We start from the raw sequence: 25,548 nt of genomic DNA on the forward strand, positions 1-25,548 counted from the left end.
GATGGTGCCAACGTTTACGTGCGGTTTGCTACGTTCAAATTTTTCCTTAGCCATGGCAATATCCTATAATCTAAGCTTTTTGAAAATAAAGGGTAATAATGAGATGGTGCCCATGGGCAGATTTGAACTGCCGACCTCTCCCTTACCAAGGGAGTGCTCTACCCCTGAGCTACATGGGCGAAATTGTTTGGAGCGGGTGAAGGGAATCGAACCCTCACCGTAAGCTTGGAAGGCTTCTGCTCTACCATTGAGCTACACCCGCATACTCACTTTTTTGCTCCAAGTAAGAATTTTTGGTGGAGGGAGAAGGATTCGAACCTTCGAAGCTCACGCAACAGATTTACAGTCTGCCCCCTTTGACCGCTCGGGAATCCCTCCAAAAGAGAACGTCAGTTTATTGGCAACTCAGATTTCCGTCAAGATTTTTTTTCATTTATTTCTTTAAAAATATCCAAGCTTTTGCTTTTAAACACTATTTATTTAAACTGAATGATTTTTTCGTACTTAGCCATCAGTTCTTCGTGCGTTTCAGGATGCTCTTCATCGATCAAGATACAATCGACAGGGCATACCTGTTGACACTGAGGCTCATCGTAATGGCCTACACATTGCGTACACAAATTTGGATTGATTTCGTAAATTTCTTCACCTTGCGAAATGGCATCATTTGGACATTCCGGTTCGCACACATCGCAGTTAATGCACTCATCTGTAATAAAGAGCGACATTTCTATTTCCTTTTTTCTTAAATTATCAAAACCGATTGGGCGCGGATTATAGCACAAATGACGTCGGAACAATCCGTTTGAAAGAATGTTTTACACCTTGGGAATGATTCTCAAATTCTATACTATTCAGCAACTTGCGAATAGAGTAACAATTCAAACCTACTCATTCCCGCCTTTCCTTCCCGATAAACTTCCAGCCAATCCGGTTTTTCAGGCAGCTTCCCTGCTTCAATATAGACCATTGCCCCATTTTTCAAGTGGCTTTGCAATCGGATAAACAGATTTTGCCAATCTTCCCATGCAAATGGCGGATCAAGAAATATGACATCAAATTTTTCAGACGGCCTTGTCAGATAAATCATGCCGTCTGAACACTCGATTTCCACCTGTTTCAAACCTAATTCACGGATATTTTTCTGAAGCGTTTGAACTGTTTGGCGGTGGTTATCGACCATTACCACTTTTGCCGCATTACGAGAAGCAGCCTCCATTCCCAAAGCACCGCTGCCGCTGAATAAATCTAATATTGTTTTTCCAGTTAAATCCTGACCCAACCAGTTAAACAGTTTTTCACGCACGCTGTCAGGCGTCGGGCGCAGACCGTCTGCAGATAAAAATGTTAACTTTCGCCCCCTGCATTGTCCGCCAATGATACGTACTTGATTGCTGTGTTTGGAATGTTTGTTATTTGCCATAATTCTTAAAAGATGCCGATTTTTCAGACGGCCTCAATTATATAGTGAAACTGCTATCAAGCCGTATTTCATATTCTTTTAGATACAACAAGGCCGTCTGAAAATCATTTTTCAGACGGCCTAGGCTTTTACTTCTGCACAGAAGCAGCCAGCTGTCTCAACAACTCAATTTCCTTATCCTTCTGCTCCAGCATTTCCCGGCAATGTTTTAACTCCTGATTCAACAACTCCAATTTCATAGCCATATCACTTGAAGCATATAAAGCGATATCGCCTCCACTGTCTCCTTCATTAATCTGTAAAACCATCCCGTTATTACCCGATTTCAACAAATCCCACATATCTACTTTAAAGATAGTCGCCAACTGCTCTAGTCTTGGAATATTCAATTGTGTCTCACCTCGCTCAATCTTAGCGTATCCACCGGCAGACATGGCTAACTTTTCCGCCATTTCTTCCTGAGACCATTTATTTAATTCGCGTATCAAGCGGATCTTTTCGTGAGTTTCCATAAAATTAAAGTTTCTGTATAGATAGTTGTATTATTGGGATAGATTTTAAACTTTTACTTTCTAGAATGGCAAGATTCCAACTCTTATAATTTTATTCCATTTGTCTAATAAAGGGATATCAATATGAAAATTAAAATCTTATTACTCGCCTTTTCTTTTACAGCGTTAATAGGTTGCAGCAGCGATTATGATGACGCCAAAACTTACTTAAAATGTGGCATTGCAGCAAGACATTTAGAACAATTCAAAGGGCTGAATAAAATCCAACAAAAATTAGATCGTTTTAACAATTTACAACTATTAACTCCCCGAGATATAGCCATGATGGCAGAAGAAACTAGAGAGGAAATAGGCTTATCGAATGGTGAATCTTCTGATTTTTGGAAACTACTTAAGCTAACCAAAATTTATAACTCTTCAGAATGTACAGAAATACATGAACAACCAGAAATTCCTACAGGATGGTTATACTATCTTCTTTATCCTTTTCTCTAATACATTTTGATACCTTTGCAAAATAGCCTGTTCACGAAATTTGATGTATAAAAATGTGCTAAAAATTTAGTAACTTATATGCTTGCAAAGCTCTCTGTCTTATTTGAACCAAAAATGAACCGTATTTTATCGGACTTTAAAACGACACGCGGATTCAAATAAACCAATCACAGAAAAGCAAAGGTCGTCTGAAAATTTTTCAGACGACCTTTTCTCTTTTAAACCGACCTAATCTCACTCTTTCGGTGCAGGCGGTTCAATCTGTTCTTTCCAGCCGCATTCTTTTTGCGGGCAGACTTTTTCCACGCCCCAGCGTTTGGTGGTTTTGATGGTCAATACCGGCCACGCGCATTTTGGACAGGTTTCTGCAATGGGTGGGTTCCATGTGGCGTAGTTACAATCCGGATAGGTGCTGCAACTGTAAAACAGTTTGCCGTAGCGGGATTTGCGTTCGACGAGGTTGCCTTTTTTGCATTGCGGGCATTGGACGCCGGTGTCTTTGGGTTTTTCCAACGGCTCGACATGTTTGCATTTTGGATAGTTGGCGCAGCCGATGAATTTGCTGCCGGTGCGGCTGTATTTGTACACTAGGCGACCGCCGCATTTCGGGCATTCGCGTCCGTCGAGTTCGGCTTGCTCTGCTTCCGCTTTGGCGATGCGCTCGGCAGCTTCTTCGGCAGTTTCATTGACGTTGCGCGTGTAGCTGCACTCGGGATAACCGGCACACGCAACGAAACGACCCATTTTGCCGAATTTGATTTGCAGTTTGTGTTCGCCGCATTTCGGGCAGGTTTCGTCAAGTTCCTGCGTAGTAAATTTGGCGCGTTCGATGCCCTCTTTTTCTTCCACTTGCTTGATAAACGGCTTCCAGAATTTGTCCATCACGGGAATCCATTGGCGTTTGCCGTTGGCAATTTCGTCAAGCTGGTCTTCGAGTTTGGCGGTAAAGTGGTAGTCGACGTATTGGGCGAAGTGTTCGGTCAAGAATTTGTTGACGATGTCGCCTGTGTCGGTGGGCATGAAGCGTTTTTGCTCAAGGGTAACATATTCGCGGTCTTTGAGCGTGGAAATAATACTGGCGTAGGTTGAAGGGCGGCCGATACCGTATTCTTCAAGGGCTTTAACCAGCGTGGCTTCGTTGTAGCGCGGCGGCGGGGTGGTGAAGTGTTGCTCGCCGTAGAGTTTGTCCACAGGCAATTTGTCGCCTTCACTCATTTCAGGCAGTTTTTTGCTGTCTTCGCCTTCTTCATCGTCGCTGCTTTCTTCGTAAACGCTGAGGAAGCCTGCGAAGGTTTGCACTTGTCCGGTTACGCGGAATACGCCTTTGCCGACGGTAATATCGACGGTGGTTTGGTCGAATTTAGCGGGCGTCATCTGACAGGCAACGGTACGCTGCCAAATCATTTGATAGAGTTTGAACTGATCTGCGCTCAGGAAGGGTTTGACGCTTTCAGGCGTGCGGTACACGGAAGTCGGACGGATGGCTTCGTGGGCTTCTTGGGCGTTTTTGGATTTGGTTTTGTACTGCTTGGCCGAACTTGGCAGATATTCTTTGCCGATTTTGTTTTCGATGTAATGGCGGATTTCGGTTAACGCTTCATCGGCCAAATTCACGCTGTCGGTACGCATATAGGTAATCAGACCGGTGGCGCCTTGCCCTACGTCTATACCTTCATAAAGTTGCTGAGCGGTACGCATGGTGCGGTCGGTGGTAAAACCGAGTTTGCGCACGGCATCCTGCTGCATGGTAGAAGTGGTGAACGGCGCGGCAGGATTGCGGCTGCGCTTTTTCTTTTCAATGGCGCTAACGACGGCCTCTTTACCTTCAAGTTCTTTCAATACATCGGCTTGAGCGGCTTCGTTCGGCAGGTCGAATTGTTCGAGTTTCGCGCCGTTGTATTGGGCAAGTTTGGCGGTGAACTTGCTGCGGCCTTTGTGGCTGTCGAGATGTACCGTCCAATATTCCTGCGCTTCAAACGCGCGGATTTCGTTTTCGCGTTCGCAAATCAAACGCAGTGCGGGACTTTGCACACGGCCTGCGCTCAAACCGCGGCGGATTTTTTTCCACAACAATGGCGAAAGGTTGAAACCAACCAAATAGTCCAAAGCGCGACGGGCTTGTTGCGCATCGACCAAATCCATTTCGATTTCGCGCGGATGGGCAACCGCATCGAGCACGGCGTTTTTGGTGATTTCGTGGAACACGACACGCTGCGGCTTGATGTTTTTCAGACCGCGTTTGGATTTTAGGATTTCCAAAAGATGCCAAGAAATGGCTTCACCTTCCCTATCCGGGTCGGTTGCGAGGTAGATGTTTTCAGCTTCTTTGGCACCGGCAACGATGGCATCGACGTGTTTGCTGTTGCGGCTGATCAATTGGTATTTCATGGCAAAGCCATTTTCGGGATCGACTGCTCCGCTTTTGGGTACCAAGTCTCGGACATGACCGTAAGACGCCAAGATTTCAAAATCACCGCCCAGATATTTCTTCAGGGTTTTGGCTTTGGACGGGGATTCGACGATTAATAGGTTTTTCGCCATTGTTGTTCTCTTTTGGATGTATTGGATTTATGTTTCAGACGGCCTTTTATCATTTTGTTCAGGCCGTCTGAAAAAAGGTTTAGTGCATAACGTTTTGTCCGGTCAACGCACTCATCAAGTCGTCGCCTATCAGGACGGGCAACTCGCTCTTGTGCATCCACAACACCAGCAATACCAACACTTTGGCGGTATCGAGGGTGATTTCGTCCGATGGAATGTGCATCAGGGCGTGAATGACGATTTCGCGTTGCTCATAAGTAATTGCGTGTTCGGTAACCAAATACTGCATCAAGCCCATGACTTCCTGCGGCAGGTTTTCAGCTTCTTCACGGCAGAATACGCGCAAGGAGTCGCTGTTAAACGGCTCGGCATAGAATTCGGACGTATTGAACAAGACTTCCATCATCATCAATGTATTGCCGATTTCCGTAGCATCAAAACCCGCATCTTCCAAGAGGCGACCCAAATCCTCCGGAGGCGGACAATTGTCGAAATCTTGGAAGTGTTCGATTAAATAGGCAATGACTTCGGTCATGCTGGTTCCTTAAATATAGATAATTTATGCTTTGACACGCTGATAACGGCCGCCCGGCAAGGCGGCGACGATACCGTCAAGTTCGTATTCCAAAAGCTGTGCGTACACGTCTGCCGCTGCCATATTGGTTTGTTGCGCCAAAATATCGGGATGTATCGGGTCGTAACCCATTGCTTCCAATAAGGCGCTTGTTGATGGGGCGGCAGGTAGGTTTTCAGACGGCCTTTTCGGTTCATCCGCTATTGTTTTTAGTTGCAGCCGTTCGGTTTGATCATTTTTCGGTTTGACCGTCTTATTTATAGAATATGATGGAACATGCGTATTTTGCAATAGCTGCGGACACTCATGGAGAATATCGTCCAAACATTCCACCAATTTTGCCCCGTCTTTAATCAGCTTGTGGCAGCCTTTGCTATGCGGATTGTCTATCGAACCGGGCACCGCCATCACTTCGCGCCCCATCTCTGCCGCCAGCTTGGCGGTAATCAATGAGCCGGATTCCAATGCCGCTTCAACCACCAATGTCAGCTGCGATAACGCGGCAATCAGACGGTTGCGGCGCGGAAAGTTGCCTGCAAACGGACGCGTATCTAAAGGAAACTCGCTGACAATCAATCCCCTTTCGGCAATTTCATAAGCAAGGTTTTTATTGGACGGCGGATAAATGCGGTCTATACCGGTTCCCCAGACGGCAATGGTACCGCCATCTGCCTGCAATGCGCCTTGATGGGCGGCGGTATCGATACCCGAAGCCATACCCGATACGACGGGAATGCCTTTTTCACTCAATGCCCTGCCGAAATCTTTGGCAATCCGCATTGCCTGCGGCGTGGCATGGCGGCTGCCGACCATCGCGGCAGAAGGTGTGTGCAACAACTCTACATTGCCGCGTAAAAACAAAACCGGCGGCGCGGTAATGCCCTGCGTCAGCATTTCGGGAAAATCATCATCTTGCAGCAGCAACAAACGGCAACCGTCCTGCATTTCCCATTGTAAAGCGGCTTCGGCTGACCGCTGCGCCAAAGCCCGTTTATCCGCATTACGCCACGACTCAGCCGCCTGTTTATGGCGCACCAACGCGGCAATTCTATCTGCCGGCGCATTCAAGGCAGCTTGTGCGCTACCGAATTGCTGCAACAGCACCAAAAAACTTTCTGCGCCGATATAGGGCGTAAATGCCATTTGCAACCAAGCAAAACGCTCGTTTTCCGTCATCAATCTGTTCCCTTTTCGTAATGTTTTTTCAGACGGCCTGAAGTAAATCAAGGCCTTCTGAAAATTTTATTGATATAAAACTTCTTTCGGCTTAAAAGGCAAAATAACAATGCCGAACCATATCATTATTTTTATAAAGTATTGCTTGCCTAAGCAAACCGTCAAATGACGATGCCGTCTGAAAAACCTGATGGCTTTCAGACGGCCTCTTTTGTGTTTGAACCGATATTGCGCTTATTCTTCGGATTTGTCGGCGCTGCGGCGCGATACACTGATACCGAGTTGTTTGAGTTTGCGGTAAAGGTGTGTACGCTCCAAACCGACCTTTTGCGCCACGCGGCTCATATTTTGGCCTTCTTGAGCGATGTGGTACTCAAAGTAGCGGCGCTCGACTTCTTCCCTCAATTCGCGCAAAGGCATATTGAAATTGAAGCCGCCGATGATTTCTGTCGCCGTCGCGTTTTCCTTCTGACCCAAAGCCACGGCAACGGCCTGATCGTCCACTTCTTTGCCGTCCGATTCCAACATGATGTTTTTCACCGTTTCGGCAAGCTGGTCGTAATTGCCCGGCCAATCGTATTGGCGCAAAACCACCAACGCGCTATCGCTGAATTTTACCGGCTGGATTTTTTGACTTTCGGCCAAATCGGTCATGATGCGGTTGATTAAAAAGACGATATCGTCCGGTTGGCTGCGCAAAGAAGGAACATTGATGCACTCTTTCAACAGCTCCGCCAGTCGGCCGGCAACGACGTCATCAGCGCTCTCACCGCGTTTAAAGCCGCATGAAGTAATCACACGGACATTGTAGCGGTCGGCTTTTTCAAGCAAGAAAGCAATGCCGTTTTGGATATTTTTGCTGTAACGGGCAATATCGCCGACATACAAAATACCGCCTGATGCTTTTTGCAACAACTCCAACGGCGTATCGACAATGTGTTCGACACGGTCGGTTGCCACCCAAGGCGTACCGCTTTTGTGCAGATAGCGGGCGACAATTTCAAACGGCGAGCCTGCCTCACCAGCCAACAACAGCGGGCGGTTGTGTTTGGCGGCAGCTTCAATGCTGCCGTTCATTTCTTGAATAATGGGGCTGTTGCCCAGTTTGTCCAAAGTCATGCCGGAGGCCGTCTGAACTTCGCCATGTTTCAAGGCGCGTTCTACTGCGGACAAGAGTTTTTGCAGGGCAATCGGTTTTTCCAGAAAATCGAGCGCGCCGATTTTGGTGGCTTCAACCGCGGTGTCAATACTGGCATGGCCGCTCATCATAACCACAGGCATATTGAGTTGGCCGTTTTTCGCCCACTCTTTCAACAAAGTGATGCCGTCGCAATCGGGCATCCAAATGTCCAGCAACACCATGGCCGGACGCGTTTGATAACGCAATTGGCGCGCTTCTTCGGCATTTTCGGCCAAAGTGACGGTATAGCCTTCGTCTTGAAGGATTTCGGAGAGCAGGTCGCGGATGCCTACTTCATCATCTACAATCAAAATATCACTGCTTCGCATAAGTTTCTGCCATTTCCGGTAAAGCTATTTTGACGCACGCGCCGCCGCTGTTCTGATTGCTCAGGCTGATGCGGCCGCCATGCTCCTCGATAATTTTTTTCACAACGGGCAAACCAAGCCCCGTTCCTGTCGGTTTGTCGGTAACGTACGGCTCAAAAGCATTGTGCAGCATTTCTTTACTGAAACTTTTACCGTTGTTGCAGACGGTCAGGAAAACCTGTCCGCCTTCGCGCCCTGTTTCGACGTTTACTTGCGGCGCTTCGTCCGACTCTGCCGCTTCTGCGGCATTCTTAAATAGGTTATGCAACACTTGGCGCATCGCCGTCGTATCGGCAACAATCGGCAGAGCATCGGCGCTGAGCCGCGCATTAAATTTGCACGCGCCGGCCTCATATAATACCAATACTTCCGACACCAAACCGTTTAAATCTTGTTTTTCTAAATTCAGCGACGGCGCACGCGCATAATTGCGGAACGCTTCGACCATTTCTTTCAGCGCGGCAACCTGTTTGACGATGGTATCGGTTGAACGGCTGAGGATTTGGGCGTCTTGTTCATCAAGTTTATCATGCAATTTCCATGCCAATCTCTCGGCGGAAAGCTGGATAGGCGTAAGCGGATTGCGGATTTCGTGCGCCAACCGTTTCGCCACTTCGCCCCATGCGGCCTCTTTTTGCGCCCGTATCAAGACGGTAATGTCATCAATCACCATCACCACGCCGTTATCGTTGTCTTCCGGCAGAATGGTGGCCTTACCCAACAAGATTCGGGCATCGTCAGGCGCGGCATATTCGACTTGGACGGGTTTGTCGCTGTCGGCGGTTTCATTGATGGCGGCAAACACATCGGCTAACAGGGTTTGCTGCGGCGATTTGCCGTGCCATTGATGCCAGTTGCTACCCCACAAAGACACCAGCGAAACGCCCAAAATCTGTTCGGCAGCCTTGTTAAAGGTTTTCAGACGGCCATCGGCATCCAAAGTAATCACGCCCGTGGTCAAACTTTCCAACACGCATTCCAAATAATGGCGTGCGGCTTCTTCGCGCAAACGGTTGCGTTCGTCCGCCTCTTTGGCAATCGATAATTGCTCGGTCATGTGGTTGAACAATTGGGTCAACCGGCCGAACTCATCATTGCGGAATACCGGCCGGGTTTGGCTGAAGTCACCCTGAGCCACCGCCCGTGCACCCTCTGCCAACGACAACACCGGCGCCACAAAACGGCGGGCAAAATACAAAGCCATAACCAAAGCCAAAAAGATGGCCAACAATGTCGCAACCAACAGCGTGGACAGGAAAAAGGTTTGCAGGCCTTTTTTGGTATAACTCAGCTCGGCGTATTTGGCACGAGCCGCTTCAATCAACGTCGCATCTTGGGCAACATCTTTCGGAATCGGCTGACGGAAAAATAGCGCATAATCCTGATTTTTATGCGTACCGATCAGCATCCAACCTTGGGCATACAGCACGCCGCCGATGTTTTCCAAGCTGCGAACCGAACCGGTCTGCTCCAGCTGCTCCCATCCTTCTTTGTTAAGCTCGGGTTGATTTAGTTTCAGGGGATTGATGCTTTTCTCGGCTTTATGGGTGGTCGCGTTATAAAGCGCCAGCTGGGCAAAGTCGGCAGTAAGTGCGGATTGGGTCAGCGTTTGCCCCAAGTTGCCGTCCAGCGAAGCGGCGCTGATTAAGTCGATTTGCACTGGCGTGGCGTTGCTGACAGCATTGTCCACCGCCAAGTTCAGCGCGGATTTGCTCAAGTTTAAGCTGCGCTCTAGAGCCTCATGGGTATCGTTGCCAAACCAAGAATTAATCGTACCGTTAATAAACTGGGCGGAAATACCGAACAAAAACACGCCCGGCAATACGGCAACCAAGGTAAACATCCCCGACAGCCGACGCGCAATCTGCGAACCGAACACGCTTTTGCTGTTGTCGCGCATCAAAAGCACGACATAGCGTACCAACACCGCGGCCAACACCAGCAACAGCAAGCCGCACAAAGCGACAATCCACCAGAAGTAATCAGACAATACGTTGCTGCTGCCCGTTGCAACAGTCAGACCGTACAACAAAACAACGGCGAATACGGCGGCAATCAGAAGAAAGCGGCGCATGGTTTACTCCTGCTCGACCGACAAGGATTTCCAACCCGAATCCAAATGCCAGTTTTTAGACGTCAGGGCATTGATTTGGAACGGTTTGGGCAGCTTGGCAGTTGTCAGCAGCAGGCGGATTTCAGCCTTCGTGTCTTTGGCGGCCACATCACTCAGCGCGCCTTTGGACAAAACTTTCCAATTCGCGACCGCGCCCACTGCGCGCAAGGCAGTCTCAAGCGTGTCGTACTCGGTAGAAAACGTACCGACGGTAACGCGATAGCGGTTGGTCAGCGGATGGAAGGACAATTTGTATTGAATCGTGCTGTCGTTGTTGAGCAGCTGGTCGAACTTGAATTTATAAGACGACATAGACGGCGCTGACAGCTGCCAACTCAAATTGAAATGCAGGGGGACACCCTGTTTGAGTGCTTCTTTGAGCTGGTCGGGCAGGTCGGTGCGGAAACGGCTGCTGACGGAAAGCTGTCCGGCATGGGTCAGCTTTGCCTCGGCACGGGTCGCACTGATGCCCTCGCCCGCCGCATTCAACGACACGGCGAGCAAGAGCGGTACAATCAGCGTTTTACTGCTTTTTAATAAGCGCGTAATAAAAGCCATCTTGATGTTTGTTCGGTAAGAGCACATGCGACTCGATCAACTCGGCATCGGCATGGCGGTTAAGGAATTTTTGCAACTGACCGTCGTTTTCTTCGACGAAGACCGAGCAGGTAGCCAGCAACATCCTGCCGTTTTTCGTCAGGGTCTGCCACAGCGCGTCTAATAATGCTTCCTGTTGGCGTGCGGTTTTGACGGCATCGGTCGGTCGGCGCAGCCATTTTACGTCGGGATTACGCCGCGCCACACCCGAAGCGGTACACGGCACATCGGCCAAAACAGCGTCAAAGGTCTTGCCATCATACCACGCTGTCAAGTCCTGCGCATCGGCACAAGCCAAAGAGGCCTTTTGAAAGCCTAAACGGTCAAGATTGCTCTTCACCCTGTTCAGACGGCCCTCGTCTATATCCAAAGCGGTAACATGACAATCTGCCAGCTCCAAGATATGACCTGTCTTACCGCCAGGCGCCGCACAGGCATCGAGAATGCGTTCGCCGTCTTTCGGGTTCAACAAATAGGCAGCACGTTGCGCACCAAAATCCTGCACCGACACCAGGCCGTCTGAAAAACCGGGCAGGCGGCTTACCGGCACAGCTTCTTCCAACATCACGGCGTATTCGTCCAATGCCCTGGCCAAAATACCTTCCGCAGCCAGTTTTTCCAAATAGCTTTCGGCATTGTCGTGTCGGCGGTTGACGCGCAAAGTCATCGGCGGATGCGATTGCAGCGCGGTGGTGATGTTGTGCCAATGTTTCGGATAATGGTTTTTCAAGTAAGCCACCCACCACAGCGGCAAATTGTGTTTCGCCACATCGTCTTTTTTGCAGGAAGCCGCGAGCTTGTCGCGTTCACGCAAAAAGCGGCGCAAAATCGCGTTGGCAAACGAGCGGAACTGGCCGCGGCCGATTTTGGCAATGCTTTCCACCGCCTCATTGACCACGGCATGAGGCGCATTGCGCGTGTAATGCAGTTGGTACATCGCCGCCAAAAGCAGGCTTTCAAGCTGCGGATTGTCAATCGGCTTCTTCAGCATTTGTCCAAGCATATATTTCAAACTGCCCAAATACCGTTGGCAACCGTAGGCAATATCCTGCAAGGCGCCGTTTTCCTGCGCCGTCAGCTGCGGATGCGCCGCGCGGATTTCCGCCAAAACATCCTGAAGATTGCGCCCTTCGGCAACCGCGGCAACGCTGTCGGCGGCCAGTTTTTGGGCGAGGGACATACTCATATTTTTGCTTTCTGATTTATATTTGATTTCAAGTGTTCGGAGGATTTCAGACGGCCTGTTCGGCAGCCAGCAATGCCCGATAATATTCGGCATCTGTTTTGGAAAAACAGCAAAAGATGATTTTTTCCACTGCCGGACATTGCGGCAGGGTTTGCTTCAAACTCTCCAAAGCGATACGTGCGGCGGCTTCGGCCGGAAAACGGTACACACCGGTGCTGATGCACGGAAAGGCGATGCTGTGAAGCTCGTGTTTCTGGGCAAGCAGCAAGGAATTGGCATAGGATTGTGCCAATTTGGCCTCTTCATTTTGTTTTCCGCCAAACCATACCGGCCCGACCGTATGAATGACAAAACGCGCAGGCAAACGGTAGCCTTTGGTTATTTTGGCTTCGCCCGTGCGGCAACCGCCCAAAGTGCGGCACTCCTCCAGCAGCTCTTTGCCCGCGGCGCGGTGTATCGCACCGTCTACGCCGCCACCGCCCAACAGCGATGAATTGGCGGCATTGACAATCGCATCGACTGCCAATCGGGTAATATCGCCTTCGACCACTTCAAAAACAGCCATTGTTTTCTTTCCTCTACGTTGGTTTCCAGCCTGTTACAAAACCGTTCCGACTTCAATCATCCGCCCTGCCGCAAATGCCTGTATGCTCATGCGTTTGCTGCCGGAAGGCTGCAATTCGGTGATGTTCAGCGCATTTTCACCGCACGCCACCAGCAGGCCGTCTGAAGTGCAGGACAACACCTCGCCTACCTTACCCTGTTTGTCCACAACTTCGGCGCGCCAGATTTTCATCGGTTTGCCTTGATACTCGACCCACGCGGCAGGGACGGGGTTAAAGGCGCGGATTTTGCGCTCGATAATGTCCGCGCTTTCGTTCCAATCGATACGCGCCTCTTCTTTGCTTAATTTTTGGGCATAGGTAACACCTTCTTCAGGCTGCTTAACCGCGTTCAGACGGCCTTCAGCCTGCAGACGCTGCAAGTCGGCAACAATCGCTTCCGCACCCAAATCCATCAGCGCGTCATGTACTTCGTTAGCGGTATCCGTAGGTTGAATGGCATAACGGTGTTCGCTGACCACATCGCCGGTGTCCAAACCGATGTCCATCTGCATGATGCACACGCCGGTTTCAGCGTCGCCGGCTTCAATCGCACGTTGAATCGGTGCTGCGCCGCGCCAACGGGGCAACAGCGAAGCGTGGATATTGAGGCAGCCGTGTTTGGGCGTATCCAACACTTCCTGCGGCAAAATCAAACCATACGCGGCTACTACCATCACATCCGCGCCCGTATCTTTGAGCATTTGCAGGACTTCGGCGTTATTGCGCAACTTTTCCGGCTGCGCCACGGTCAAACCCAATTCCAAGGCAGCCTGTTTGACCGGCGATGCGGTCAGCTGCATGCCGCGGCCTTTGGGGCGGTCGGGCTGGGTCAATACCAGCGGAATTTCAAAACCTGCGGCGGCGATGGCTTTCAAGGCGGCGGCGGCAAAATCGGGCGTACCGGCAAAGATGACTTTCATGTTGTGTCCTTGTGGAAATGGTTTGAATGGGCGCGTTGGGCAAACTGTTTCAGCTGAAAAGGCCGTCTGAAAGATTGAAAACCGAAGTCTGCCTTCTGTTTTGTCTTTTCAGACGGCCTTTAAGCGATGCTCAGGTCAGATGGTGTGTTTCTGACGTTTTTTCAGTTTGGTTTTGATGCGGCCTTGTTTCAGCTGCGACAGGTGTTCGACAAACACGATGCCCATCAGGTGGTCCAATTCGTGCTGCACGCAGATTGCCAACAGGCCGTCTGCTTCAAGTGTGAATTTCTCGCCTTTTTCGTTCAAGGCTTCAACTTTGACGCGCTCGGCACGGGTCACGGTATCGTAAATGCCCGGCACGGACAGGCAGCCTTCTTCATAAGTCGTCTCGCCGTCTTTTTCGACAATGACTGGATTGATGAACACGCGCGGCTCGCTGCGGTCTTCGGTCAAATCCATCACGACGATGCGCTCGTGTACATCGACCTGAGTGGCCGCCAAGCCGATACCGCGTGCTTCGTACATGGTTTCAAACATATCGGCAACCAATGTCTGGATGCGCTCGTCGATTTTTTCAACAGGTTTGGCGACCGTGTGCAAACGCTCGTCAGGGTATTGGAGGATGTTCAGTAAAGCCATAATATTCTCGTTTTATAAAACTGATGTGTGATTTTCATACAGATTTGGTTTCCGCCGCCACAATCTCCTGTCATGACAGCAACATTCAATGCTAAAATAACGCCGAAAAATGTTAAGATAGCGCGACGGAGGCCGTTCGTTATCGTATTGATGAATGGGCGGCAGTTTCGCAAACTCCAGCCTTCTCTGTTTATCATCTGAAGACAAACCAAACCGATTTCAAGGGGAACGGTTATGCAACAACGTATTATAACCCTGCTTTGCATAGCAGGCATGGCTATTTCTGCCCACACTCAGGCAGCTTCTTTAAAAATCCGCCCCAATGCGCCGCAACGCTATGTCGTTAAAAACGGCGATACCTTGTGGGGTATTTCCGGCAAATATCTGTACAGCCCATGGCAATGGAACCGCCTTTGGGGCGCCAACCGCAACGCCATCCGCAATCCGCACCTGATCTATCCGGGTCAGGTGTTGGTTTTACGCTACGTCAACGGCCAGCCGCGACTGGGTTTTGAACACGCTCAAACCCGTTCAGACGGCATTCCCGTGATCAAACTGCATCCGCGCGTACGCGAAACTTCCGGCTACGGCATTCCAACCGTCAACGTCAATCTCTACCGCATGTTCATGAAACATCCGCAGATTATCGCTCCGGAAGAAACCGCCAATGCGCCGCGCCTGATTGCAGGCCCCGACAACCGCGTCCTCTACACCCAAGGCAACCGCGTGTACGCATACGGCCTGACCGAGCCCGGCCGCTACCTGACCTACCGAGTCAATAAAAACATTACCGATCCGGAAACCGGCAAATTCCTCGGCCAAGAAGTCGTGTTCAGCGGCATTGCCAACACGTTGCCTTACACCGACTCCGCCTTGGAAAACCGTACCCGCGCTTCTGACGAAAAACTCAAAAGCAACGAGTATTACACCCAAGTCAACAAAGCCATGAAGCTGCGCACCCAATCCGCGCAACCTTTGGTTATCGAAGAAGCGGTTTCCGAAATCCGCAAAGACGACTATCTGCTGAAACTGCCAGAAGGCCTCGACAGCTTCAATGTTATGCCTCACGCCCCTGCCCGTCCGATTCAGGCCAAAGTCGTTTCCATCTTCGACGGCGTGGGCGAAGCCGGCCAGTTCCAAACCATTACTTTGGATAAAGGCGAACTCGACGGCTTGGACAAAGGCACTGTGGTCAGCCTCTACAAACGTGGCCGCCAAGTCCGTGTCAATCTGTCCAACAACCTGATTCGCAAGCCGAAAGACAAAGATACGGTTGAATTGGTTTCCATTCCGGCGGAAGAAATCGGTTTGGCAATGGTGTACCGCACATCCGACCATCTGGCATCCGCCATTATTTTGGAAAGCCTGAACAGCGTTTCCATCGGCGATACCGCTTCCGAACCCGGCCGAGATTTGGACAATATGGCTGATGAAAAAACCATGGACAAACCGGCCGAAGACGAACAAGAAAGAGAAATCGAACTGGAAGTCCGCAGCTGATTGAGCTTTCTTAGCAGCCATCCGGCAAATAAAGGCCGTCTGAAAACCTGTTTTTCAGACGGCCTTTTGATTACTGCCAATCAGAATAAATAAAATCTGTAACACGTTGTTTAAAGTGTAAAAAATATCTTATTTTTCAAGCCGGTAATCGGCTATTCCCTTTTCTATCGTCTTTCTGCGCTACCATTCCAATCAGAAATATGGAAGGCCCAACATACTATTTATTGCCTGTTGATTGTTCCATCTGTTCCTGCCAATCAAAAAGGCCGTCTGAAATCTTCAGACGGCCTTTTTATCCACAACTCAAATCCGATTATTTGAATTTGTAAGTGTATTGCAAGCCCAAGATGTCTGCTTTGTTTTTGAAGCGGGCAGAGGATGCACCGCGGCTGTCCACGTCGTTGCCGCTGGCTTTGCCGGCGCGGTAAACCGTGTCATTGATGTGGATATGGCTGTACGCCGCATCGATAACATGGTTTTTACCCAGTTGATATTTAGCACCGATGGAGAACCAGATACGGTTGCCGTCAGGCAAGCTGTTCATGCGGTCTTCGGCACTTTTAACCGGTGATTTGTCGAAAGCGATACCGGCACGCAGTTGCAATGGTTCGGTAACTTGGTAAGAGCCGCCGAATGCAACTTTATAAGTGTTGCGCCAGTTAGGCGTGATGACGGTACGGTCAGATTGGCCGTTGACGATGATTTTTTCTTTTTCAAACACCAGCTCGGCTTTGTTGAAGCGGCTGTGGCGCGTCCAAGTGACATCGCCGAACAGGTTGGTTTTGTCGGTGGCGCGGTACATACCATGAACAGACAAAGACTCAGGCGTGACGATTTTTACGCTGGCTTTTTCGTTCGGTACATAACCGAGTGCGGCCATTGCACCAGAATCCCATGCCTGTTTCACCGCTGCACCGTCTGCCGCCCATTCTGCAGTGCCTTCAAGCGTGTGTGAAACTTTGGAACGATAGTTCACACCCACGCGCGCGCGGTCATTAATGTCCCACATCCACGCCAGTTGGTAACCAAAGCCCCAATCGCTGCCTTTGACATCGGCGTGTCCGTCAGCCTGAATGGCGGCGGCAATGGCTGCATCCGGTTTGCCGGAGGCTTTTGCCACTGCTTTTTGCTTGATACCCCAGTCGGCATATTTGCGCAGTTCGGCGGAAGTATGTTGGGCAATAATACCTGCGCCGAAGGAATGGCGGTCGTTGAGTTTCCATGCGACTACCGGCTCGATGGCGATGGTGGTCAAACCCAGTTTATTGATGTTGTGGCGCAACACGGAATCTTTTTCATATTCGGTTGCAGAACCGAAGGGGACGTACACGCCCAAACCCAAAGTGACATCGTCGCTGGCTTTGTATGCGCCATAGACGTGCGGAGCAACGGTGGTTTTGGTGATTTTGCCGCTTTTCGATCCTTGGACGGGAATGCCAGTAAAGTCGGTGGCAGATTCCGCTTCATAATGAATGCTTGGGAAAACGATATTGGCGTTAACGGAAATTTGGCTGCTGTCAAGTTTGGTCAGGCCGGCCGGGTTGTAGAAAATGGTTGATGCATCGGCGGCTTCGGCGGCGGCGGCGTTGGCCGTGCCTTGTGCGTTAACGGATTGTGTGCCGAAGTGGTAGCCGGAGGCTTGGACGGCGGTAGATAACAGTGCTGCGCTTAAAATAAATGCTGTTTTTTTCAGATTAAAATGAATCATTTTGGTTTACCGTGAAAGTAGCGGACAAAGAAAAAGGCCGTCTGAAACGTCCTTTATTGATTTAGTATAGGCACTCAATTCTATACTACATCATTATTTTTGCCTAATCTTTTCTTTTTTTACACAAAAAAGCAGGCTGAAACAGCCTGCTTTTCCAATCATCGGATCACTGCAATTATTTAACCTGCAACACTTCCAGCGTATTGGTCGAACCGGATTCGCGCATTTGCGAACCGCTGGTGATGATGTATTGGTCGCCGCTTTGGAGGATTTTGTGTTCTACCAGCATGGCTTCCACTTCGTTCAGCGCGGTATCGTGATCGGTACTGGTTGCCAAAATCAACGGACGTACACCGCGGTACATCGCCATGCGGCGTTGCGCTGAAACACTCGGCGTCAGGGCAAAAATCGGCAGGGTGATGTTGTGGCGGCTGACTTCGAAGGCGGTCGAACCGCTTTCAGTCAGGGCAACGATGGCTTTGGCGTGAACTGCTCGCGCCACGCTGACCGCACCGCCGGCAATCGCCAAGTTGGTGCTGACGGCTTCGGGATACTCGACCTGTTCGGCAACGCCGTTGAGCGAATCTTGTTCTTTTTCCGCAGCCGCACAAATAATCGCCATTTGGCTGACGGTTTCAAACGGATACGCGCCGACGGCGGTTTCGGCGGAACACATCACCGCATCGGTACCGTCCAATACTGCGTTGGCCACGTCGCTGACTTCCGCGCGGGTCGGTACGGGGTTGGTAATCATGGATTCCATCATTTGAGTTGCGGTAATGCTGAAGCGGCGCAACTCACGGGCACGGCGGATCATGCGTTTTTGCAGGGCGGGGACGGCTGCGTGTCCGACTTCGACCGCCAAGTCGCCGCGGGCAACCATAATACCGTCGCTGGCAAGGATGATTTCGTCCAGGTTTTCAATGGCTTCTACTCGCTCGATTTTGGAAACTAAACCGGGGCGTACGGCAGTGCTGCCTTTCATTTCTTCTTCGACTTTGGCGCGGGCAGTGTGCAAATCTTCGGCAGATTTCACAAAGCTGATGGCCAAGTAGTCGCAACCGATGGCAATCGCGGTTTTCAGGTCGCGGAAGTCTTTCTCGGTCAACGCACCGGCAGACAGGCCACCGCCGCGTTTGTTGATACCTTTGTTACTTTTCAGCACATGGCTGTTTTCTACCCTTGTAATAATCTTACTTCCTTCAACCGCCTCAACGGTCAAAGTCAACAGGCCGTCGTCCAGCCACAAAACATCGCCGGCAGCGACGTCATTCGGCAAATCACGGTAGTCCAAACCCACCGCTTCGCGTGTACCTTCGCCTTCAAGTGCGGCATCCAAAATCAAAGTTTCATCTTTATTCAGCTCGATGCTGCCGCCGGCAATTTTACCGACACGGATTTTAGGCCCTTGCAAGTCGGCAAGAATGGCGATTTCCTGACCCGCACGTTTCGCGGCTTCGCGTACGATACGGGCATTTTCTTCATGAAACTCCGGCGTACCGTGGCTGAAATTGAAACGGACGACATTAAGGCCGCCGACACGGATCATGTCTTCCAACAATTGTACATTGTTGCTGCCCGGACCCAGTGTGGCAACAATTTTGGTATTGTGGCTGATACGGGTTAAATCACGTTGCAATTGGCTCATGTAAACGTCCTTTCCTGTTGATTTCACGTTTGATAATGAAGAAGATTGTACTCTTAATGCAATAATGTTGGCGTAAAATTACATCATTTTCTGACTTAAACTAAATTTATTTTTGCATTAACCTACTTTTCTATCGGATACAATACACTCTCACGTCGTCATGTTTAATTTTCAGACGGCCTCTCTCATACTAATAGAATACCCAACTGATCCATGAAACGTTTTTTGACTCCGCTACCCATCGGCATCGTTTTGGCCGACCTGATCTACGGTTTCGTACTTAATGTCATGCAAGGCTTAAATTTGCAACAAACCGCCGCCAACCAGTCCGGTACAATTTCCGTTACGCCCGACATTGCCTTCAACAGCCTGCAAATCGTCGCCAACGGCGGCATGGTCTGTATCATCGGCTTCGGTTTGATTGTTTTGTTCCAACTCAACCGCGCCGTATTACGCCAACAAATCCTGCCCATCGGTATTTTCCGAACCCTCGGCCTGTTGGCTGTTTTGGCATTCAGCATTTCGTCTTTGTGGGAATGGTTGCATGCCGCTTTGTCGCTGCTTTCCGGGCACAACGTTTTAAACTTCAGCAACCCGCGTTATCTGGTTACCGCAGCCTGCATGCCCATCATCGCTTTCTTGTGCATCCTGCGCCTGTACAATTGGTATCGCCTGCATCGGACTGTTGCCGCTGACGACACCTCCACGACACTCTAATCAAGTTGCAAAAAGGCCGTCTGAAACAGGAAAACCTATTTCAGACGGCCTTGTCATTATATATCTCAACGTTGATGGCTGGTTTCTACACCGGCCTTAATCTCGCCATACATTTGTGAGCTGCCTTGCCCGCTGCCTGATGCGCAGGCCGCCAAGCTCAGTGTCAAAACAGCCGCGGTCAAAATCTTCAACATTGATTTCTCTCTTTCTACAAAAATTATTTCGGATCGCAACGGAAATGGTACGCACAAATTTCGAATCCGTTTTTGAAGTAGAGACGATGAGCATCTGCTCGGTCATGGTTCACATGGACATTCAGATGGATTTTGGTCGCACCCGTTTCCGCACCGATTTTACGTACTTCTTCCAGCAAGCGTGAAGCATAGCCTTTTTGACGGCATTGAGGCATGGTCACGATGTCGTCAATATGGATATGGTAACCACTGGCCAAGTTGTACGCGGCATGGAAACCGCATACGGCCACGGCATTTTGTTTGCCTTCTTCAAAAATACCCAACAGGCGGTAGCCAGTCTTGCGCTGATGCTCGTTGATTTGTTCAACAAAACGGTGAATATCGGTCAACGATGAACGCAAAATGCTCAGTGCCGCAAAAGCAGTCGCGGTTTCTTCCGGCGGAATTTCACGCAATACGCCGACCACAGGCGCGGCAGCTTGGGGCTCAGGCTGCTCATTGGCCGCTTCGGCACGCTCGGCGGCATGTTTTTCTTCAATCGCCTGCGCCAACAAAACGCGCTCGACCGGCACTTCACCCTGCTGCTTGCTTTCCTGCTCTTTGAGCAAGGCTTTGCAGTCAATCACGCGCAAATCATTATCCGCCGCAAAGTCCATCAAGAAACGGAACATTTGCGGATTATCTTCTTCCAGTTTTTTATCGACTGCCACACAACGGACATTGTCCACCAAAATAGGGCGCACCCAATTAGAATAGGAAAGGCGGTTGTCTTTAGTAAAGGAAGACAAAATACCGCACAGGCGCTCCGCCCAGTCGCTTGGTCGGAAAATCTTGCCTTTGCTGGTCGTACCATGGATCACAACTTCATAAGGATTACACACTAACATAAGCAGCTTCCTGAGAGTAAATGGCTGAAGGAATATTTCGCCAGTGCCAACATCAGAAAAAGTTCCGATACATAGCAACAGATGATTGAAAAAATATCAGTAAGGTTTTGAAATACGACAATGATGAGACGGCTTGCCGATCCTGACAATCCGTTTCGAATTCTTTGATTATTATACCCGATACGCCTCTTTTTCTTCAAAAATCATTTGAAAAATAACAACAGGCCGTCTGAAACCAAGTATTTCGGTTTCAGACGGCCTGCATATTTTGTATATCAATACAACAATTTCTTGCGGGGCTTTTGCTCGCCACTGGATCTAATTTCTAACAAATTGAAATTCAGTATGCTCAAATCCAAGACGCTTTCAGAAGTGCATTGATCACCAAAAGCATTTTCATAAGTGGCCTTCAGTTTCAACACGCCGCCAAATGTCTGGTCCGGCAATTCGGCAGCCAGCGCCAACATGCTTGCAAACACGCCACCATACAATTCGCCCGATGCCAGCATATCCACACCGCCGGAAAACATCTCCAAGCGCATAACCGCATCGGCAACCAGCTTGCTCGGCAAGTGATCCGGCAAAGCCTCTGCCTCAAAACGCACATTCTTCGCCAAGCCCTTACCGCTATTGCGGACAACCAAAACTAATAAATCCGTTTGTCCATCAGAACGTTGCAACGTCGCATGCAAAACAGGATGAATGCTCTCTTTTTGAATCAGCTGCTCACGGTGCAACATCTTGCTTTTTGCTTTGGATCGCGCAGAGACGACAGCCCAAATCAACCAAACAAATGCAACGGCAGAAATGGCAGTAACCAAAAGGGGAAGATTGGTCAAATAGGCTTGCTGATTAAACCAAACTTGTGCGGCTAAAAATCCGGCAAAGAAAATCAAGACGTATAAAATTGGGGCAAACCGGCTTTGTATGGATGAGTGCATGAGTTTTCCTACATTTCGTATCATGTTATTAAAAAATAATGCCTTTCGGGCGAATAATGTCATCAACCCGGAAGGCATTATTTTAACGTAATTTTAACGCAATTTGCTTAATATCTTGCTTTTTATGAAACTAATGTATCAAGCAGACAACTCAAACCGTATAGCCGTATTTTCAGACGGCCTGAGATTTTTATCAGGCTTCGGCAACCGAATCACGCGAGAAGGTTTTTTCGCAATAATGGCATTTCAAACGCGTCTGACCATTATGTGAACGGACATAAAAGCGACTGATGACCGGCTCGCCATGACTGGCACAATTAGTATTCGGGCAACGGAACACTTCCGAAATCTCGTCCGGCAATGACAAATGCTGTTTCTCAACCACCTTAAACCGATCAATTTTGTTTACCACTGCTTCAGGGGCAAATAAAGCCAAACGGTTGGCCGCATTGGCATCCAACCATACGCCGTTGACTTTGATAATGTCTTTGCTTCCCTGCGTTTTACTTGGCAAATTAAAGCCGACCGTAACCGCGCTGCCATAATGCAGCAGCTTAAACTGTCTTAAAATGGTCAAGCCTTTACCGGCAGGAATATGGTCAATTACCGTACCTTGTTCAATTGCTTCAACGCTGAGTTTTGAGTTTTCCATCTTTCGCTCCTTAACCTTCTTCGTTCAATACCAAAGACAAAATCGCCATCCGTGCATACACGCCGTTGGTTGCCTGTTCAAAATAATAGGCATGAGGTGTTTTATCCACATTCGGATGAATTTCATCTACCCTCGGTAAAGGATGCAAGACGCGCAAATTGGGTTTGGCGTTTACCAACATCGGCGCATCAAGATTGAATTTACCCTGAATTTTGGCAAATTCCTGCTCATCAAAACGTTCGCGCTGAACGCGGGTCATGTACAAAATATCCGCCCATTCGACCGCTTCTTCCAAGCCGGGTAAAATTTGATAAGGGCAACGGGCCTCTTCCAGCTCTTCAGTGATATAGTCCGGCATCGCCAAGCTGGGAGGGGAAACAAACGCAAATTCACAACCCCAACGCTTCAATGCCTGACATAATGAATGTACCGTACGGCCATATTTCAAATCACCGGCCATCGCAATCTTCAAATTGCTCAAACTGCCCTGCGTTTCATAAATCGTTACCAAATCCAAAAGTGTCTGGCTCGGATGTTGGTTGGTACCATCGCCGGCATTAATCACGGGCACGCTCGAAAACTCGGCCGCCACACGGGCCGCACCGTCTTTAGGGTGTCGCTGAATAATCGCATCCGTATAGCTGGAAATAATCCTCGCAGTATCTGCAAGCGTTTCTCCCTTTTTCGCACTGGTATTCGCACCATCGGAAAAACCGATAACTTTCCCACCCAAACGCTGTACCGCCGTTTCAAAAGACAAACGCGTACGGGTGGATGGTTCAAAAAAGCACGATCCAATCAATTTACCTTCAAGCAAATCTTCACGAGGCTGCTTTTTCAACTTCAAGGCCGTCTGAAGCAGCAATTCGAGCTGCTCCGTCGTCAAATCTGAAATTGAAATAATATGTTGCCGATAAAGCGGATTAGGCATGACCATTCCTTCCCATAAAAAAGCCCGCAACAGGCGGGCGTTTCAAGCAAACCGATTCCATCGTTGCCCAACATCATCCTGTCGGACAATCACAACCATGTTCCTACCACACCCATGAAATCTTCCGCATTATCGCATATTTAACAGACAGCTGCTTCTTTCAAGTTTTCAGACGGCCTGATACCTTTACAAAATAACCCTCTGTACTCAACAGCTGAGATCCAAGCACAGGGATTCGACTGTTTTCAGTTATTACCCGATATAAAGTCCCATTGGTCCAAACTCTCATTGCCACTGCCCATACAAAGCCGCCCGTCAGCCCGAACCGGCAAACGGTTCGGCCTCGGGGCGGCATATACGGCACAAACGTCCGTCAGACTTATTTTTTCACGGCAGGCTGGGCGGCCTTAGGCGCCGCAGAAGAAACCGTCGCCTCCGCCTTCAACTTGTTCAGCACCGCATCACCGATGCCCTTCACGTTTTTCAGCTCCTCCACCGATTTGAACGCACCGTTCTTCTGACGGTATTCCACAATTGATTTCGCCTTAGCCGGGCCGATACCCGGCAAGGCCTCCAGTTCGGCAGAAGATGCGGTATTGATGTTCACGGCGGCCAAAGAGAATGCTGCACAGACGGCGGCAAATGCACCAAATAAAAATTTCTTCATCAGATTTTTTTCCATAACATATTTGATTGAATCAGTCAGGAAGTCTACCGAATGGTTTTACGGTATTATGTAGCAGTTGCAAAAAGTCTGAAAATTGACTAATTTACTGCATAAATTTGAAATACAAAATTATTTAATGGAAGTGGAAACAAAAATAGCGGTATTTCTACTGCTATTTAAATTTACAAGGATTGATAAGTATAATTCTTTTCCTGCTGTAATCCTAAAAGAAATACTTCATGTGGTGTTGCAATATCATAATTAGAATCAGTAAAAGAAAATTTAGAATTTAATTCATTACTCATTTTATCCTGTTCTAGATCGATTGTTTTAGAAAGCAAGTATTCTAAATCTTGTTGTGTATAGCTCATTATTACCCCTTTTCCTCAATGGATTTAGGTCTTCTGTAACCAAAAACTATAAGAATTTCCTGAGAAAACATTCTCATAAACTCTCTCAAACTATCTCTTAATTGTTCACAATCGTTACACATTTCAATGTTATCACTAAAGTCATCAATTTTTATATTTAGCTCTTCTGTAAGAGTCTTTATACCAATATAACGACCATGAGAATGCCACCGCTTATTATCACCAAGTTTTTCAGCTATATCTCTAGCACGAGCCTCTTTATCTCCTTGAGTTACATCTTCCCTTGATGTTTCCTTTTTAGTCCAATCTTTAAATTTATATTTTACTAACCAAGTTTTTAATAGTGCTTTGGATAACTCGGCAGCCTGTTCATATGATCTAATAGTACCTAAATTCTGATTTTTTAACAACATTAACTCAGCTTGCGTTAGACTACCTTCTTTAGATTTACGTACAAATTCATCTATTTTATCCAGAAAACCTAAAGCTGGAACCCATCTTCCTTCTGGAGTTGGTACTTGTGGATCTATAGGACCTAGAGATGAAGCATAATTCATGTAAATTTTATCACCTGACATTGCCCAAATAGTTCCAGCAGACATCGCTTGATCTAAGATTACAAAATAAACCTCATCATAGAAATATCTAGTTATTTCAACCATTTTTTCTACAGCACTGGCACTACCACCATTTGTAGATAAAAATACCACTAGAGTTGATATCCCATTACTTTTAGCTGTTCTACCATTTTCCTGAACTCTAGTTTTCCAGTAATCTATACTAGACTCATTAATACTTCCCATGTAAGAGATTATATCGCACTCTTTAAAGTATTTTTCGGCAAAGCTACCTAATTGCCAAGCAATAAAGCTAACTGATTGATTACTTAATGTACTCATTACGAAAATGTTTCTATAAAAATTTTTATTGAATTTTAATCGAAAAAGTAGAGATAATCAATTAAACAACATTTGTGGAACAGAAATATAACTGGATATCTACT

General features: G+C 48.5%; 26 protein-coding genes and 3 tRNA genes. 3 read left to right on the forward strand and 26 right to left on the reverse strand.

Annotated features, from left to right (window positions below):
* Positions 1–104 precede the first annotated feature (104 nt).
* The 6 genes from Q1M25_RS01440 to Q1M25_RS01465 form a co-directional block, all read right to left on the reverse strand.
* Positions 105–179 (reverse strand) — tRNA-Thr (locus tag Q1M25_RS01440).
* A 9-nt stretch (positions 180–188) separates the two neighbouring features.
* Positions 189–262: transfer RNA gene (locus Q1M25_RS01445), tRNA-Gly, on the reverse strand.
* A gap of 32 nt (positions 263–294) precedes the next feature.
* A tRNA-Tyr gene (locus tag Q1M25_RS01450) sits at positions 295–378 on the reverse strand.
* A 98-nt stretch (positions 379–476) separates the two neighbouring features.
* Positions 477–728 carry a YfhL family 4Fe-4S dicluster ferredoxin gene (locus Q1M25_RS01455; protein WP_003679513.1) on the reverse strand — a complete coding sequence of 84 codons (252 nt, stop codon included), beginning with the start codon at positions 726–728 and terminating at the stop codon, positions 477–479.
* 122 nt (positions 729–850) lie between these two features.
* A complete protein-coding gene (gene rsmD / locus Q1M25_RS01460) occupies positions 851–1,423 on the reverse strand; it encodes a 16S rRNA (guanine(966)-N(2))-methyltransferase RsmD (protein ID WP_107867952.1) in 573 nt (190 codons plus the stop codon).
* 128 nt (positions 1,424–1,551) lie between these two features.
* Entirely contained in the window at positions 1,552–1,935 is a 384-nt protein-coding gene (locus Q1M25_RS01465; RefSeq protein ID WP_107867953.1) for a helix-turn-helix domain-containing protein, read from the reverse strand.
* A 123-nt stretch (positions 1,936–2,058) separates the two neighbouring features.
* Here Q1M25_RS01465 and Q1M25_RS01470 point away from each other — a divergent pair, with 123 nt between their 5' ends.
* Entirely contained in the window at positions 2,059–2,430 is a 372-nt protein-coding gene (locus Q1M25_RS01470; protein WP_070711750.1) for a hypothetical protein, read from the forward strand.
* Between the two features lie 234 nt (positions 2,431–2,664).
* Here Q1M25_RS01470 and topA read toward each other — a convergent pair whose 3' ends face one another.
* From topA to def, 10 genes are all read right to left on the reverse strand, one after another.
* Positions 2,665–4,971: a type I DNA topoisomerase gene (gene topA, locus Q1M25_RS01475; protein ID WP_300480988.1), complete on the reverse strand. Its 2,307-nt coding sequence runs from the start codon at positions 4,969–4,971 to the stop codon at positions 2,665–2,667.
* 79 nt (positions 4,972–5,050) lie between these two features.
* A complete protein-coding gene (locus Q1M25_RS01480) occupies positions 5,051–5,506 on the reverse strand; it encodes a DUF494 family protein (RefSeq protein ID WP_003679497.1) in 456 nt (151 codons plus the stop codon).
* Positions 5,507–5,530: 24 nt separating this feature from the next.
* Positions 5,531–6,721, reverse strand: coding sequence for a DNA-processing protein DprA (gene dprA, locus Q1M25_RS01485; protein WP_300480991.1), 1,191 nt, complete (start codon positions 6,719–6,721; stop codon positions 5,531–5,533).
* 234 nt (positions 6,722–6,955) lie between these two features.
* Complete coding sequence (locus tag Q1M25_RS01490; RefSeq protein WP_300480994.1) at positions 6,956–8,230, reverse strand: sigma-54 dependent transcriptional regulator; 1,275 nt, start codon at positions 8,228–8,230, stop codon at positions 6,956–6,958.
* Positions 8,217–10,343, reverse strand: coding sequence for a PAS domain-containing sensor histidine kinase (locus Q1M25_RS01495; protein WP_070765156.1), 2,127 nt, complete (start codon positions 10,341–10,343; stop codon positions 8,217–8,219). Before Q1M25_RS01495 ends, Q1M25_RS01490 begins: the two co-directional genes overlap by 14 nt.
* A gap of 3 nt (positions 10,344–10,346) precedes the next feature.
* Positions 10,347–10,940, reverse strand: coding sequence for a DUF4390 domain-containing protein (locus Q1M25_RS01500; protein WP_300480998.1), 594 nt, complete (start codon positions 10,938–10,940; stop codon positions 10,347–10,349).
* Positions 10,906–12,165 carry a 16S rRNA (cytosine(967)-C(5))-methyltransferase RsmB gene (gene rsmB, locus Q1M25_RS01505; RefSeq protein ID WP_300481000.1) on the reverse strand — a complete coding sequence of 420 codons (1,260 nt, stop codon included), beginning with the start codon at positions 12,163–12,165 and terminating at the stop codon, positions 10,906–10,908. The genes Q1M25_RS01500 and rsmB overlap by 35 nt, the downstream gene beginning before the upstream one ends.
* A 46-nt stretch (positions 12,166–12,211) precedes the next feature.
* Positions 12,212–12,730, reverse strand: a complete 519-nt coding sequence (locus tag Q1M25_RS01510) for an O-acetyl-ADP-ribose deacetylase (protein WP_300481003.1) — start codon at positions 12,728–12,730, stop codon at positions 12,212–12,214.
* Positions 12,731–12,763: 33 nt separating this feature from the next.
* The gene (gene fmt, locus Q1M25_RS01515; RefSeq protein WP_300481006.1) at positions 12,764–13,690 is read right to left on the reverse strand and encodes a methionyl-tRNA formyltransferase; all 927 of its coding nucleotides are present in this window, start codon (positions 13,688–13,690) and stop codon (positions 12,764–12,766) included.
* Between the two features lie 135 nt (positions 13,691–13,825).
* Complete coding sequence (def, locus tag Q1M25_RS01520; protein WP_003678675.1) at positions 13,826–14,329, reverse strand: peptide deformylase; 504 nt, start codon at positions 14,327–14,329, stop codon at positions 13,826–13,828.
* Positions 14,330–14,563: 234 nt separating this feature from the next.
* Here def and Q1M25_RS01525 point away from each other — a divergent pair, with 234 nt between their 5' ends.
* Positions 14,564–15,829, forward strand: a complete 1,266-nt coding sequence (locus Q1M25_RS01525; protein WP_107697233.1) for a LysM peptidoglycan-binding domain-containing protein — start codon at positions 14,564–14,566, stop codon at positions 15,827–15,829.
* A 313-nt stretch (positions 15,830–16,142) separates the two neighbouring features.
* Here the strand turns inward: Q1M25_RS01525 and Q1M25_RS01530 are convergent, their stop codons facing one another.
* The gene (locus Q1M25_RS01530) at positions 16,143–17,537 is read right to left on the reverse strand and encodes an OmpP1/FadL family transporter (protein WP_300481015.1); all 1,395 of its coding nucleotides are present in this window, start codon (positions 17,535–17,537) and stop codon (positions 16,143–16,145) included.
* Positions 17,538–17,712: 175 nt separating this feature from the next.
* Positions 17,713–19,185 (reverse strand): pyruvate kinase, encoded by a 1,473-nt coding sequence (gene pyk / locus Q1M25_RS01535; RefSeq protein WP_300481018.1) that lies wholly within the window; start codon positions 19,183–19,185, stop codon positions 17,713–17,715.
* A gap of 213 nt (positions 19,186–19,398) precedes the next feature.
* On the opposite strand from pyk, the gene Q1M25_RS01540 reads away from it, so the two are divergent.
* Positions 19,399–19,902, forward strand: a complete 504-nt coding sequence (locus Q1M25_RS01540) for a hypothetical protein (RefSeq protein WP_049336347.1) — start codon at positions 19,399–19,401, stop codon at positions 19,900–19,902.
* Positions 19,903–19,967: 65 nt separating this feature from the next.
* On the opposite strand, the gene Q1M25_RS01545 is transcribed toward Q1M25_RS01540, so the two are convergent.
* The 8 genes from Q1M25_RS01545 to Q1M25_RS01580 all read right to left on the reverse strand — a co-directional run bounded on the left by Q1M25_RS01545 (position 19,968) and on the right by Q1M25_RS01580 (position 25,444).
* Entirely contained in the window at positions 19,968–20,096 is a 129-nt protein-coding gene (locus Q1M25_RS01545; RefSeq protein WP_283255527.1) for a hypothetical protein, read from the reverse strand.
* Between the two features lie 23 nt (positions 20,097–20,119).
* Positions 20,120–20,983, reverse strand: a complete 864-nt coding sequence (locus tag Q1M25_RS01550; RefSeq protein WP_300481024.1) for a GNAT family N-acetyltransferase — start codon at positions 20,981–20,983, stop codon at positions 20,120–20,122.
* A 275-nt stretch (positions 20,984–21,258) separates the two neighbouring features.
* Positions 21,259–21,924 (reverse strand): hypothetical protein, encoded by a 666-nt coding sequence (locus tag Q1M25_RS01555; protein ID WP_150538130.1) that lies wholly within the window; start codon positions 21,922–21,924, stop codon positions 21,259–21,261.
* Between the two features lie 193 nt (positions 21,925–22,117).
* Positions 22,118–22,576 (reverse strand): aspartate carbamoyltransferase regulatory subunit, encoded by a 459-nt coding sequence (gene pyrI, locus Q1M25_RS01560; protein WP_300481030.1) that lies wholly within the window; start codon positions 22,574–22,576, stop codon positions 22,118–22,120.
* Positions 22,577–22,586: 10 nt separating this feature from the next.
* On the reverse strand, positions 22,587–23,507 hold the full coding sequence (gene pyrB, locus Q1M25_RS01565) for an aspartate carbamoyltransferase (protein ID WP_300481033.1): 921 nt from the start codon (positions 23,505–23,507) through the stop codon (positions 22,587–22,589).
* A 379-nt stretch (positions 23,508–23,886) separates the two neighbouring features.
* Entirely contained in the window at positions 23,887–24,174 is a 288-nt protein-coding gene (locus Q1M25_RS01570; RefSeq protein ID WP_036472233.1) for a helix-hairpin-helix domain-containing protein, read from the reverse strand.
* A 182-nt stretch (positions 24,175–24,356) separates the two neighbouring features.
* Positions 24,357–24,545, reverse strand: coding sequence for a hypothetical protein (locus tag Q1M25_RS01575; protein WP_107858144.1), 189 nt, complete (start codon positions 24,543–24,545; stop codon positions 24,357–24,359).
* 2 nt (positions 24,546–24,547) lie between these two features.
* Positions 24,548–25,444: a serine dehydrogenasease gene (locus Q1M25_RS01580; protein ID WP_107858143.1), complete on the reverse strand. Its 897-nt coding sequence runs from the start codon at positions 25,442–25,444 to the stop codon at positions 24,548–24,550.
* Between the last annotated feature and the right edge of the window lie 104 nt (positions 25,445–25,548).

The organism is uncultured Neisseria sp. (assembly GCF_951230505.1).
Taxonomy (GTDB): Bacteria; Pseudomonadota; Gammaproteobacteria; order Burkholderiales; family Neisseriaceae; genus Neisseria.